Raw genomic sequence first — 13,846 nt, forward strand, 5'->3', positions numbered from 1 at the left:
ACAAACCCCTTTATTCAACGTCTTTAATGCGTAATTGCTGCATGGCAAACTCACGATACATAGCATGTGTTTCAAAGAGTGTTTCGTGTGTACCACAGCCTGTAATATGCCCTTTCTCAATAAACAATATTTGATCGGCATCTACCACTGTCGATAAACGGTGCGCAATGACTAGTGTTGTGCGTCCTTGCATTAAGTTGTCTAATGCTTTTTGTACATAAATTTCTGATTTACTATCTAAGCTTGATGTTGCTTCATCCAGCATTAATATTTGCGGATTACGTAATAGCGCTCTTGCGATAGAGATACGCTGACGTTGTCCTCCTGAAAGCTTGATGCCTCGTTCTCCAACTTCAGTGTCAAACTTGTCTGGAAGTTCGTTAATAAATTGATCCGCATAGGCCATTTTAGCCACTTTTTCTAGCTCATCATCTTGCACTTCACGGTCAATACCATAGCAAATATTTTCTCGAATCGTTCCTGATAGCAGGGCACTTTCCTGCGCTACATAGCCGATTTGACTGCGCCAAGAGTGGAGTGAGAATGTTTCGATAGGTGTATCTCCTAGCATGATACTACCGTTTGTTGGCTGATAATATCGTTCGAGCAGAGAAAATGTAGTTGTTTTACCGCCACCACTTGGACCCACGATGGCTGTTACTTTGCCTGGCTCAATTGTGAAATTAATATCGGATAAAATGGGCTCCTCACCATAAGAAAAATCAACATTTTTAACATAAATGGGTTGATCTACTTTTTCTACAGTTAAGCCTTCTTCAATATGTTCTTCCTCGTATTCAAGCAATGCACTAATTCGTTCTGTAGCACCCATGGCTTTTTGGAGCTGGGTAAAGAACATCGTTAATTGCGTCATTGGCATAATGATTTGGATTAAATATAAAATAAATGCCACCATATCGCCAGCCGTCAGCTCTCCAGAGGAAACACGAACACCACCATAGCCAATAATAGCTACAAGCACGGACATCAGAACGAATGAAATCAGCGGGGAAATCAGTGCGTGGATTTTTGCTTCTTTTAAGCCGAATGTAAAGAGATTCGTAATGCCCTTTTTTCCACGCTCATATTCAATTTGCTCAGCATTTGAAGCCTTGACTAGGCGCGTTTCAGGTAATACTTGATTTAATACAGACGTAAATTTCGCTGTTTCATCTTGCATCCCTTTTGAAATCACAAACATGCGTCGCCCTAGCAGCATTAAGATCACCATTGCCAATGGTACGGCAATCAGCATGACTAATGTCATTTTCCAATCTAAAAATAGAAGAATGATGATAGAACCTATTATGGAGATAACGCCAGATAAACAGTTTGCTAAATGCTCTGTTATCAGCTCTTTAACCACCCCTGTGTCATTCGTAACACGGCTCAATGTTTCGCCTGTATCATGTTCATCATAATAGGGGATTGGTAAATGCAAAAGCTTTCGCCATAGCTGGTCGCGTAATTTCGCCACAACATGATGTCCAACTCGATTTAAATAATAGATGGATAATCCATTGGCAATAGCCTGTGCGATAAAGGCAATACCCAGTATAATGATTTGCCAATAATTAAGCGATTCTAACGAAAAGCCATCCACTAATTGTTTTGTAAATAATGGAACAATAAACCCTACACCTGTCGTTGCTAAACTCATCACTAAAGCGATGACAAGTAGCCAAATCGGTGGTTCGGCACGTTTTACTAATTGTATAAAACGGCGCCAATCTTTTTGTTTAGACATATCATTTGATGTTTCTTGCAAAGAAATAAGCCTCCTTCATTGTCTGAAAACAATGTATTTTGTTTCTATGGCTTTACTATAGCATGCGTTTATGAACTGAATATGAAATGAATGGTCATCAAGAAAGGTGATGCGATCACCACCTTTTGATACTAGTTTGCAAATTCATCGTGGTATAAAGACTTACCAAGCAAGCGATAGATTCTTAAGGCTAGCTGGATTTGTAACAGCTCCTCATAGCTTTTTAAATCGGTTTTTAAGATTTCTTTAATCTTTTCAATCCGATAAATTAACGTGTTGCGATGGATAAACATTTCCTTGGCTGTTTCACTTATATTCATATGATTGATAAAGTAATTTTCTAATGTTAGTAGATAGCTTGTCCCATGTAATAGATCGTGCTCAAAGACAGAACCCAAGCTTTCTAAGAAAAAGTCCTTTAGCTGCACTTCATTAATATTTGAATCTAAAAAATGATAAATGGAGTGATCTGCATAATGAGCCACTGCTCCACGCTCTTCGAAGCGGTGCATAAGACGAAGAGCTTCATGTGCCTCTGCAAAGCTTTTATGGACAAAACGTATATGTTTATATTCTTTGCCAATTCCAATTAAGAAGGAGGTTTGCGTATGTTGTTGTACTAATAATTGGAAAATGTTTTCTGCGTATTGCTTAGTTTCATTGATCGTGAAATCTTGTTTGTCGTCTTGCTGTCCAACTAATATAATGATTTGGTTATTGCGATAAAGGCATGCAAATTCCGCATTAATTGTGCTAGAGTGCTCATAAATTAAATTCATACATTTTTTTGCAATATTATCGGTTTCGTATTTTCTAGAGATTACATCATGGTGGTTTTGAAAATTTTCATGGCTAATCGAGATGACGATGCAATAATATTTATGGTTGATCTTTAAGCCGTGGAGATCACATAGTGTTTGTAGCGTTTCAAGCGAAGTGATTTTTCCAGTCAATAAATCATCAAAAAACTCTTGTTTAATCTTTAAACGTACACCCTCAATTTCCTTCTGTTTTATCCTTTCTAGTGCCACAATCGTGGAGGCTTGCTCTAAAACGATGAAATCAAACTCATTCAGATCCCGTACAGTTTGCCAAATGACAATATAGCCATAAATATAGTTGGCCACTGCGACAGGGAGAATTCTACAGGTTACTGCTAGATCTTCTAATTGATAGATTCGTGTAATGGATTTTTGCATTTCATTGAGATCATTTGGAATGGTATCAATAAAATCCTTTGAAAATGTTGGACGATTCTTCTTTAGGTTGATCCCATAGGCAAGTGGCACAGGATTCGTATCAAGATCTGTATAATGCAGTAAATTCCAGTCATTATCTAAAAAAATAATCGGGTTATTAATTGTTTCAGCTAATTTAGAGGAAATAGATTCGATGCCTCCTCCTTCAAGTGCCACCTTAAATAGCGTATTGTGCATGTCCAGAGATTTTCTATTTAATAGATCATAACGGCCAGATGCCTTTTCATTGATAATCGAGATGACCTTGGAAAGGGTGTAATTATAAGGTAACTCTAATAACGGCAATCCATGCTGATTGGCAATATCGATCATGTTTTGAGGCGTCTTTTGTAAATAGCGCCTCATTTTGATAACAAGGCCTGCACAATTGATTTTAGAGATTTCTTGGATAATTTTATTTTGTAATACTTCATCATCTTGGAAGATGTAACCAGTCGTTAACAGTAATTCATTCGGCGTCAGCCAATCAAATGCATCGGGATTTTCGATAATATTCACAAGTGCAATTTCATTGTGAATCCCTTGCTCTCCAGCAACAATTTTAATTCCTTCCAGTGCTTTTATCTCTAATATATCTTTAATTGTTAGCAAATGATTTCACTCCTTCGCCATCATCTTATCACAAAAAATTGTACATATTGCCTAAATGATCTACATTCTTTTTGGTTTTGCTAAACAATGATATCTACGGGATAAAAGAATAAAATAAAGCTTGTAAGACGGAAATGTGAAAGTAGTAACATTCTCGCGGTTTATTACTTTTTAGTCGAAATGAACAATAGGTCAGAGAAATGGAGGAATGAAATTGGTAGATATAAATGTGGTCTCAGAATTTTTAACTGCAGCTGAAGCAGGTGATATTAATGCTCTGAAAGGTTATTTACAACAAGGTGTGGATATTAATTCTCAAAATAAGCGCAAACGTACAGCAATTTTACTTGCTGCAATGAGTGATCAATTAGAAACAGTAAAATTTTTGATTCAGGAAGGGGCAGATTTTGACCTTCAAGATCAAATTTGTTTGAACCCATTTTTGTATGGATGTTTAAATGGAAAGTTAGAGCTTGTGAAAATAATGCTACAAGCAAACACAGATTTAGAGCGTTTAACACGCTTTGGCGGTGTAGGGATTCATCCAGCAAGTGAGAAGGGCTTTGTTGAGGTAGTTCGTGAACTTGTAACAACTACAGACATCAATGTCAACCATACAAATATTTGTGGCTGGACACCATTGATTGAAGCCATTCTCCTCAATGATGGGAGAGAAAAGCAACAAGAAATAGTTCGTCTATTAGTAGAACATGGAGCAGATACACAATTAGTGGATCAATATGGTGTGACACCATTAACAATGGCTAAAGAAAAAGGATTTACTGAAATTGAAAAAATTCTACTAGAAGCAGGCGCGAAATAGTAGTACTCCTACACATAAAGAGAGTGTACATATGATACATGCCAAATCAGGTGATGATTTTCAAATGATGCTCCAAGCTGAAGCCTAACCATTATTTTCAGTGTAGATTGCTATGTTAGTCTGACAACAACGGCTATGATTGAGCAAATTAAACATTACTTTAAAAGAAAATAGGATGAACAAAAAGGAAGATATAAAAATATGTTCCTTTTTTTGGAGAGTTCACATATACTATTTATAAACCGACAGTCAGTCTAATTTGTAGGGCAAGTTCAAGAAGCTGTAAAACCTCAACTTGTGCCTACAATTTTTTAACATATTAAATGACCGACTGTCGGTCTAAAGATAATAAGGGGTGTTTTTCATATGGAAATGCTAGTCAAAGAAAAAGGCTTTTCGAAAGATTTTATCATTATGGTAGTGGGGCAAATTATTTCTATTTTAGGCTCTGCACTTTTAAGGTTTGCTCTTTCACTTTTTGTTTTAGATATAACAGGACGGGCAGATCTTTTTGCTGTGCTTTTTGCTATTTCAAGCCTACCTGTTTTACTTACACCATTTGGTGGCGCAATAGCAGATCGTTTTAATCGGCGAAATTTAATGGTCCTATTTGATTTTGTCAGTAGTGGCATTGTATTGATTTTTTTTATTGTATTACTAACAGACAATCAGTCTGTGCTATGGATTGGGTTGGTTATGGTGCTTCTTTCATTCATTAGTGCGATGTACACGCCAGCTGTAATGGCTAGTATTCCGCTATTGGTTAGTGAGCAAAAGCTTGAGCAGGCTAATGGGATCGTCAATGGGGTCCAGGCATTAGCGGGGGTGACAGCACCTGTGCTAGGGGGGATTTTATATGGAATGATTGGCCTCAAACTTCTCGTCATTGTAAGTGGTTTATTATTTTTCTTTACGGCTATTGTAGAAATGTTTATGACAATCCCATTTGTGAAACGTAGCTATGATGGTCATTTGGTACCGACTTTAATCAAAGACATGAAAGAGGGTTTTACTTATGTGATGAAGCAAACATTTATTTTAAAATGTACGCTACTTGCTGCTTTATTGAATTTACTATTGACCCCACTTTTTATCGTTGGTGTACCTATTATTCTCCGTGTCACGATGAACAGTAGTGATACATTGTATGGAATAGGAATGGGGATTATTGATTTTGCGACAATTTTAGGCGCGTTAACGATGGGGTACTTTGCAAAAAAGCTGCGTATTCACACCCTCTATATTTGGGTCTTGGTGTCAGCCTTTCTGGTGATTCCCATGGCTATGGCTGTGCTCCCTCGCGCCCTTCAAATTGGCTATTATCCCTCGTATAGCTTATTTATTGGCTGTACTCTTATCATTGCCATGATGATGACGATCATTTCCATTTACGTAATGACCCTTGTCCAAAAAGAAACACCAAATGAACAGTTGGGGAAGGTCATGGCGATTATGATGGCAGTATCACAGTGTATGGCACCACTTGGACAGATGGGGTATGGGTTGCTATTTGAGTACTTTCAAGCCAACATCTATATACCAGTCCTTATGATCTCTGTGTGTGTATTATTATTAGCTTTCGTAACGAAAAGAATATGGCGATTGGAGGCCAAGTAAATTGCTAGAACAAAGAAAACCACCTTTTCATTGGTAGTTTTCTTTGTAAAGCGATATCTAGCTAAAATCTTCTGGTTCTACGACGAGGTCTTTGCCTGTTGGTAGGAGTATTGGTAGCAAGGGTTGGCAACAGTAGCGTTGGCATATGTCGTGTATTATCTCCTATATGAATAGTAATGGATTCCTCTTCATTAGGTAAGGCTTCCTTTTCTTCCTCGAGTACTGAGTGTTCTACCTCATTTAATAGTGGTGCTGAAGATTCGCTATGATGGGTAGTACTTGTAGTACTTGTAGGAGCTGTTGATTCTTGATGTGTTACTGGATGTTCTACTGCTGCATGAGGCTGCTGAACAGCATGGACGTCTTTCATAACGAGAATGGGTCGCATCATATCATGATCCTCATGCTCAAGGAAATGACAATGCCACATATAATTCCCAACATGATCTTTCCAATGCATAATAATTTTTGTAACCTTTCCAGCGTCAGCCTTCACCGTGTCCTTCCAACCTCGCTCATAGTCTCTTGGTTCTTCAGGCGGCCCTGTAAATTGTACGATGCCTTCATTTTGATAGATATCTAAATCAAACGGCCTTCGTTCCAAAATTTTAAATTGAATGAGATGTAGGTGAATAGGGTGGATAAAGGGTGTAGCATTAATAAAGTTCCAGATTTCAACACTATCTAAAGAAGGTTTTTCCGTTGCTGGATCATGGTACATACGATCATTTAATAGTAACATTGGTCGCCCAAATTCATCGGTAGTCGCCGTCAATGGCAGTTGTCTTTCAATATGTGCATGGTGTGGATGTAGATCCATAGAAACGGCAAGTCTTTCTGGGATTTCACTTGTATCTTCACATTTCAAAGGTAAAATTACTCGAAACTGCATAATCACGTTTGTATGTTCATCACTGAAATCGGTATCAGTATTAAGTAAGGTAATCTCCTGTCCAGCACAGCTTGAAAAATCGATAATGACATCCGTGCGTTCAGCTGGCAGCAACTCGACAGATTGGATAAGTTGTGGTGCTGATAAGAAACCGCCATCTGTACCAATTTGAAACATTGGTTGATCATTGGAAAGACTGATGACATAGCCTCGTCGATTAGAGCCATTTAGTAAACGAAATCTATATTTACGTGGTTCAACATCTAAAAAAGGCCATAGTTTTCCGTTAACCACGATCGTATTGCCAACAAAGCCTGGTGTGATAGAGGGGTGAACAGGCACAGGAAATGGTGGTTCGTCAGGATAAAACAATGAGCCATCCTCATTAAACGATTTATCTTGTATCAAAATCGGATATTCATAGTCTCCACATGGTAAATTAGAGCGTTCCTCAAGGGCATCCCTTAGTAAATAAAAGCCTGCTAATCCTGCATAAACATTTAAACGTGTTAAAGCCATGGCATGGTCATGATACCACATGGTAGTGCCAGGCTGATGATTCGTATATTCATGTATTTCCTTATTAAATTTTGGACCAGTATGCCGATAGTCTTTTGTGTACCATGCTTCAGGATGACCATCACTCTGCCAATCCACATTGGCACCATGTAGGTGAGTAACTGTTCTTACTTCTTGTGAATCGTTTGCAGCATGAAGCGTAAAATCTACTGGCAAAAAGTGCTGTAAGGGCAGCTGATTTTTGTATTTCACATAGATCGTTTTATCTTTTGAAGCTTCTATGGTTGGCCCTGGGTAAAGCCCATTATAGCCCCAAATTAATGAGTTTGGAAAATGCTTATGAAAACGATGCTGGCCTTCCATCATGACCAATTCGTAATAATCATTCTTCTGTTGCCCTCTGCTATATTTTGGTTTGGCGATCATTGGTTTTGGAAGTTCATCTACAAATTTTGGAATCGTTGCTGGATCAGAAGGGTTAATTTGCATACTCACAACATCACGTCCCTTTTCGATACTAAAATAGCTAATAAACTCATCATATGGGTAAAAACAACAGGTAACGAGGACAAAGATGGAGAAAAATGTGTAAAGACATAAAAAATTTAACTACATATTATGATGGGATATGATATTCACTTTCAAGCAAACAGATGTAAGATTTTAAAACAATCATCACAAGAGATTTTTGCGTTGTAGGTAATAGTTGGTATCTTACGAAAAAGGGGACGAAGTGGATAAATATGTCTTATAATTGAGAAAGCACAAAGTAAACTGGATGATATGGGGCATGGAGAAGTGATGAAACGGTGGAATTAACATTAGAAGAATTAAATAAAACGATAATGGAGATGCGCACAAAGGGGTATTTAACGAAAGCACTAAAGCTTGCTGATCAAGGTCTTTTAGTCGCATTAGAGAGCAATAACTATGCATATGTCATGGATTTGTACTATCAAAAAATATTAGTTCATCATTCTTTAGGTGACACATTAAGCATGGTCAATCTTATTCATGATTATGAGGCCATTTGTCAAAATTATGGTACGACAAAAGATTTAATGCATTATCATTTAGTGATGTCATTAATCTATGATTTAGTGGGCATCCGTGAAAAAACGGTGGAAATGACGAAGAAATCTATCGCCTATGCACAGGAGCTACAAGATCCTGTCATGCTTGTTCGCTGTCATAATAATCTGTGCTATTTAGAGGTAGAGAAGGGTTGTACAAAGGAAGCACTTCAAGCAGGGCTATTAGCTAGAGAATATAATAAATTTCTTGCTAGAACAATGCCTGAGCTAGCAAAATTACATGATATTCGTATTAATAATAATTTAGCAGATGTGTATATTTTAGAAGGGGATTTTAAAAAGGGGAAGGCATTGCTGGACAGTACGTTATCCTCTGCAATTATTCATCATCATAAACGAGAAAAAGTAGCGGCATTGTTTGGCTACGGTTTTTTATTTGAAAAACAGCAAAAGCTTGAGGAAGCCGTATTCTATTATAAACAAGCCATAGGTCTTGCCCAATCTTATGGAGATAAGCCGATAACAAAAAAAGTGATGCGCTTACTGTTAAATGTATTGTATCAATTGGATTGGCGAGATGAAATTTTTGATGTACAGCGTGAATATATTGATCTCACAGAAAAAATGAGTGTTGCAAATTTATTACAACAAGTAATGAACTTGGAATTTAAGCGTCAAAAGGAAAAGCTTGAGAAAAAAGCACATTATGATCCATTAACTGGTGTTTTAAATCGACATTTTTTAGACTATGAGCTACAGGAATGGCTCAATGCAGCCGAAACAACGCAATCCTATGTATGTATTACGGTTTTGGATATCGATTATTTTAAACTATTTAACGACACGCATGGTCATTTATTTGGAGATATGATTTTACAGCTTTTAGCTAACAGCTTGAAGGATTTTTTACTGGATCAAGATGTGAAAATTATTCGCTATGGCGGAGATGAATTTATCCTTTGTTTCAGGCATTCGCAAAAGGACTATATCCAAACATTGGTCCATAACACACATGCCTATTTGCTCTCATTAAAGCTCGAACAAGAACAGCAAAGTTATCCTTTAAGGGTTAGTATGGGTGCTTGTGTGAATAATCAGAAAAACTATCAATACAAGGAGCTATTTGAGCAAGCAGATAGCTGTTTATACCAAGCAAAAGCGAATGGCCGTGCTAGCTGTGTGCTATACGAATTATCATAATGACAGGTTCCTATTTACATAGTTAAATAGGAATTTTTCTTGTGATTGGACCATGTTTTTTATGCCCAAAACGAGGCTTCTATGAGGTGGAATGAAATTTACTATAGTCATCATTTGAAAACGTTGTTCTAGCAACGTACAATATATGAAATTAAGAAACACGACAGCACAAAATTGTTGTATAATGTTGTGGTATGAGGAAAGAAAGCAGGTTGACAAAATGGAAAGCAAAATGAATGGTTACACAGTTATAGACACACACATGCATCAGCTATGTGTTATGCCAAAACAGCTCGATGTGAAACATAAGGTGAATAGATGAAAAACTGGTTAATTTTCATTTCTGTCTTTATTGTTTCGTTGTCACTTGTCATTAGTATTTTAGTACTCTGGAAAGCCGAGGCTCCGTTCCGTTCAATTGAAGAGCAGGCTGAACAGTTGGCACTCGATGCCAAAGCCCTCGCAATTGTATCGGAGTCCTACACATATAATGGCAAACATTCGTATGTTACTGTGTTCGGGGTAGACGAATACGGTGATAAAAAAGCTGTCTTTGTTCCGACGAATCTAGACGAGGATTCCATTCAGGAAGTGTTATTAGCAGATGGTATTACGGAAAAGCAAGCATTATCGGTTTTTAAAAATGAAGGAAATGTACAAAAAGTCCTCCACATGAAATTAGGCTATGAGGAGCCTGGCGCAGTTTGGGAAATTACGTATCTGAACGACCACGACCAGCTCAACTATGTCTATATTCTGTTTAAGGATGGCGACTGGTGGAAGCGCATTACGAATTTATAAGAGGAGTAGATCCCGAATGAAAAATTTATTAGCAACACGTGTAAAAACTTTAACACCATCTTCAACATTAGCGATTACTGCAAAAGCAAAAGCATTGAAAGAGCAAGGTATTGATGTGATTGGTCTTGGAGCTGGTGAACCAGACTTTAATACACCTCAAAATATTTTAAATGCTGCCATTGATTCAATGGAAAAAGGGTATACAAAATATACACCTGCTGGCGGACTTCCAGTTCTGAAAAAAGCCATTATTGATAAGCTTCAACGCGACAATAACCTTACTTATCAGCCAAATGAAATCATTGTTGGTGTAGGGGCAAAGCATATTTTATACACGCTATTCCAAGTGATTTTAAATGAAGGCGACGAGGTTATTATTCCTATTCCTTATTGGGTGTCTTATCCAGAACAAGTGAAATTAGCTGGCGGCGTACCAGTTTATGTTGAAGGTACACGTGAACAAAGCTATAAAATTACAGCGGATCAACTGAGAGCAGCTGTGACAGACAAGACAAAAGCAGTGATTATTAATTCTCCTAGTAACCCATCAGGGATGATTTATTCTCGTGAAGAGCTTGCAGAACTTGCTGCTGTTGCAGAAGAAAAAGATATTTTAATCGTGTCAGATGAAATTTATGAGAAGCTTGTATACAATGGTATTGAGCATTTTTCAATTGCACAACTTTCTGATGCAGTGAAAGCACGTACAATCGTTGTGAATGGTGTGGCAAAATCTCACTCTATGACAGGCTGGCGTATTGGATATGCTGCAGGTGACGCAGACATTATTAAAGCAATGACTGACCTTGCGTCACACTCAACATCTAATGCGACAACAACAGCACAATATGCAACTGTGGAGGCGTATAATGGCTCTCAGGATGCGGTAGAGGAAATGCGTCAGGCATTTGAATCTCGTCTTGAAAAAATTTACCCACAGTTAAGTGCTATTCCTGGCTTCCATGTATTAAAGCCACAGGGTGCATTCTACCTATTACCAGACGTAGCAGAAGCGATGGCTCACACTGGCTATGATTCAGTAGATGCATTTGCTGCGGATATTTTAACAGAAGCAAACGTAGCAGTGATTCCAGGCTCTGGTTTCGGTACACCAACTACTATGCGATTATCTTATGCTACATCTTTAGACTTATTAGAAGAGGCAGTCCGTCGTATTGATACATTCGTAAAATCAAAATGGCAAGACTAATCCTTCTAGTCAACTTTGGAGGATTTCTATGAAAAAAATTATGATTAAAGATATGCCACAGCATATCGGTGAAACAGTCAAAATTGGCGCTTGGTTAGCCAATAAACGTTCAAGCGGAAAAATCGCGTTCCTACAGCTTCGTGATGGCTCTGGCTTTGTACAGGGCGTTGTAGTGAAAGAAGAAGTAGGCGAAGAAATTTTTGCTACGGCAAAAGGGATGACACAAGAAACTTCTATGTATGTGATTGGTGAGGTGAAAGCTGACGAACGTTCAAGCTTTGGCTGTGAGCTTGCTATTACTGGTATCGAGGTACTACATGCAGCAACAGATTTCCCAATCACACCAAAAGAACATGGTCCAGAATTCTTAATGGATAACCGTCATTTATGGCTGCGCTCCCGTAAACAACATGCCATTATGAAAATTCGTAATGAAATTATTCGCGCTACATACGAATTTTTCAACAACAACGGTTTTACAAAAATGGACCCACCAATTTTAACAGGTTCTGCGCCTGAAGGTACTTCAGAGCTGTTCCATACAAAATATTTTGATGAAGATGCTTATCTATCTCAATCTGGTCAGCTTTACATGGAAGCTGCTGCGATGGCTTTAGGAAAAGTATTCTCATTCGGTCCAACTTTCCGTGCTGAAAAATCTAAGACTCGTCGCCATTTAATCGAGTTTTGGATGATTGAGCCTGAAATGGCGTTCGTAGAATTTGAAGAAAATTTAGAAGTACAAGAGCAATATGTAGCGCACATCGTACAATCTGTACTTGCAAACTGCAAATTAGATCTTGAGCGACTTGGCCGTGATACATCAACACTTGAAAACATTAAAGCGCCATTCCCTCGAATTTCTTATGATGATGCGATTAAGCTTTTACATGAACAAGGCTTCGACGATATTGAGTGGGGCGATGATTTTGGTGCGCCACATGAAACAGCGATTGCGAATTCATTTGACAAACCAGTATTTATTACTTGTTACCCAGTAGGCATTAAACCGTTCTATATGCAACCACACCCAGATCGTGATGATGTTGTATTATGTGCTGATTTAATTGCACCAGAGGGTTATGGAGAAATTATTGGTGGTTCTGAGCGAATCCATGACTACGATTTATTAAAATCACGTCTGGAAGAGCATAACCTATCTTTAGATGCCTATGCTTGGTATTTAGAGCTTCGCAAGCATGGCTCTGTCCCACATTCAGGTTTTGGTCTAGGGTTAGAGAGAACTGTAGCATGGATTTCAGGCACAGAGCATATCCGTGAAACAATTCCATTCCCACGTTTACTAAACCGCTTATATCCATAAGCTAATCAATTCAAAAGTCGCGTAGTGAACTATCTACGCGGCTTTTCTACTTACTTAAAGAAGGAGTCTGGAGAATAATGAATGTAAATAATCATCGACTCCGTACATGGACTGAGCAGAGAATGATTCCCATTCCTCAGCTTTTTTTTCAGTTTTATAAGGAGTTAAATATGGAGGATGAAGAGGCACTGATTGTCATGCACTTATTGGCCTTTCAGATGGAGGAGAATGACTTCCCAACACCTAACGATCTAAAGAATCGTCTCACAATGTCTGATAATGACATCACATCCCGTTTACAGCGATTAATGCAAAAGGGTTTTCTTGAAATTACACGAGATGTCGACGCGGGCGGCAAACTATATGAAAAGTATTCCGTATACCCGCTATGGGAGCGCATTTTACAAATGATCGATATGAAAGAGCAGCAACAAACGGCAGTGACACTTCAACAAGAAGAAGGGGAGATATTCCGTCTTTTTGAAGAGGAAATGGGGCGTCTTTTATCTCCTTTAGAACTTGAAAAAATTGGATGCTGGCTTGATGAGGACAAGCATAGTCCCGCACTCATCAAAGAGGCGCTAAAGGAGGCTGTCTTTGCTGGGAAACTGAGTATTCGTTATATTGATCGTATTTTATTAGAATGGAAAAAGAAAAATATTACGACACCACAAGCCGCACAAAAGCAAAGTGAACAGTTCCGTGAGAAACAGACATTTAACAGAGCACCAGCTCGAACAGTTCAACAAGAAACGCAATCAACGGGAAGAGTTCCTTTTTATAATTGGTTGGAAGAAAGAGAATAGGG

Annotated in this window: 10 protein-coding genes; 7 read left to right on the forward strand and 3 right to left on the reverse strand. The window is 38.2% G+C overall.

Annotated features, from left to right (window positions below):
- Positions 1 to 10: 10 nt before the first annotated feature.
- Both LCP48_RS07950 and LCP48_RS07955 read right to left on the reverse strand, forming a co-directional pair.
- Positions 11 to 1,768, reverse strand: coding sequence for an ABC transporter ATP-binding protein (locus LCP48_RS07950; RefSeq protein ID WP_004232813.1), 1,758 nt, complete (start codon positions 1,766 to 1,768; stop codon positions 11 to 13).
- A gap of 131 nt (positions 1,769 to 1,899) precedes the next feature.
- The gene (locus LCP48_RS07955) at positions 1,900 to 3,618 is read right to left on the reverse strand and encodes a PucR family transcriptional regulator (RefSeq protein WP_004232816.1); all 1,719 of its coding nucleotides are present in this window, start codon (positions 3,616 to 3,618) and stop codon (positions 1,900 to 1,902) included.
- Between the two features lie 214 nt (positions 3,619 to 3,832).
- Here LCP48_RS07955 and LCP48_RS07960 point away from each other — a divergent pair, with 214 nt between their 5' ends.
- Together LCP48_RS07960 and LCP48_RS07965 are read left to right on the forward strand one after the other, a co-directional pair.
- Complete coding sequence (locus LCP48_RS07960) at positions 3,833 to 4,441, forward strand: ankyrin repeat domain-containing protein (RefSeq protein ID WP_216485716.1); 609 nt, start codon at positions 3,833 to 3,835, stop codon at positions 4,439 to 4,441.
- 366 nt (positions 4,442 to 4,807) lie between these two features.
- Positions 4,808 to 6,058, forward strand: coding sequence for an MFS transporter (locus LCP48_RS07965; protein WP_004232820.1), 1,251 nt, complete (start codon positions 4,808 to 4,810; stop codon positions 6,056 to 6,058).
- A gap of 61 nt (positions 6,059 to 6,119) precedes the next feature.
- Here LCP48_RS07965 and LCP48_RS07970 read toward each other — a convergent pair whose 3' ends face one another.
- Positions 6,120 to 7,958 (reverse strand): multicopper oxidase family protein, encoded by a 1,839-nt coding sequence (locus LCP48_RS07970; RefSeq protein WP_225341022.1) that lies wholly within the window; start codon positions 7,956 to 7,958, stop codon positions 6,120 to 6,122.
- 320 nt (positions 7,959 to 8,278) lie between these two features.
- On the opposite strand from LCP48_RS07970, the gene LCP48_RS07975 reads away from it, so the two are divergent.
- The 5 genes from LCP48_RS07975 (at position 8,279) to LCP48_RS07995 (ending at position 13,844) form a co-directional block, all read left to right on the forward strand.
- Positions 8,279 to 9,703: a tetratricopeptide repeat-containing diguanylate cyclase gene (locus tag LCP48_RS07975; protein ID WP_202341441.1), complete on the forward strand. Its 1,425-nt coding sequence runs from the start codon at positions 8,279 to 8,281 to the stop codon at positions 9,701 to 9,703.
- Positions 9,704 to 10,021: 318 nt separating this feature from the next.
- Positions 10,022 to 10,504: a cell wall elongation regulator TseB-like domain-containing protein gene (locus LCP48_RS07980; protein WP_004232829.1), complete on the forward strand. Its 483-nt coding sequence runs from the start codon at positions 10,022 to 10,024 to the stop codon at positions 10,502 to 10,504.
- Positions 10,505 to 10,520: 16 nt separating this feature from the next.
- Positions 10,521 to 11,714, forward strand: a complete 1,194-nt coding sequence (locus LCP48_RS07985) for a pyridoxal phosphate-dependent aminotransferase (protein WP_004232831.1) — start codon at positions 10,521 to 10,523, stop codon at positions 11,712 to 11,714.
- A gap of 28 nt (positions 11,715 to 11,742) precedes the next feature.
- The gene (gene asnS / locus LCP48_RS07990; RefSeq protein WP_004232833.1) at positions 11,743 to 13,038 is read left to right on the forward strand and encodes an asparagine--tRNA ligase; all 1,296 of its coding nucleotides are present in this window, start codon (positions 11,743 to 11,745) and stop codon (positions 13,036 to 13,038) included.
- A gap of 77 nt (positions 13,039 to 13,115) precedes the next feature.
- Positions 13,116 to 13,844: a DnaD domain-containing protein gene (locus LCP48_RS07995; RefSeq protein ID WP_004232835.1), complete on the forward strand. Its 729-nt coding sequence runs from the start codon at positions 13,116 to 13,118 to the stop codon at positions 13,842 to 13,844.
- Positions 13,845 to 13,846: the final 2 nt, after the last annotated feature.

Source organism: Lysinibacillus capsici, assembly GCF_020217405.1.
Lineage (GTDB): Bacteria > Bacillota > Bacilli > Bacillales_A > Planococcaceae > Lysinibacillus > Lysinibacillus capsici.

Bases quoted from the DNA above. Each gene is read 5' to 3' on its own strand.
- asnS (WP_004232833.1), top strand. From the start codon at position 11,743: ATGAAAAAAATTATGATTAAAGATATGCCACAGCATATCGGTGAAACA.
- LCP48_RS07995 (WP_004232835.1), top strand. From the start codon at position 13,116: ATGAATGTAAATAATCATCGACTCCGTACATGGACTGAGCAGAGAATG.
- LCP48_RS07965 (WP_004232820.1), top strand. From the start codon at position 4,808: ATGGAAATGCTAGTCAAAGAAAAAGGCTTTTCGAAAGATTTTATCATT.
- LCP48_RS07970 (WP_225341022.1), bottom strand. From the start codon at position 7,958: ATGCAAATTAACCCTTCTGATCCAGCAACGATTCCAAAATTTGTAGAT.
- LCP48_RS07980 (WP_004232829.1), top strand. From the start codon at position 10,022: ATGAAAAACTGGTTAATTTTCATTTCTGTCTTTATTGTTTCGTTGTCA.
- LCP48_RS07985 (WP_004232831.1), top strand. From the start codon at position 10,521: ATGAAAAATTTATTAGCAACACGTGTAAAAACTTTAACACCATCTTCA.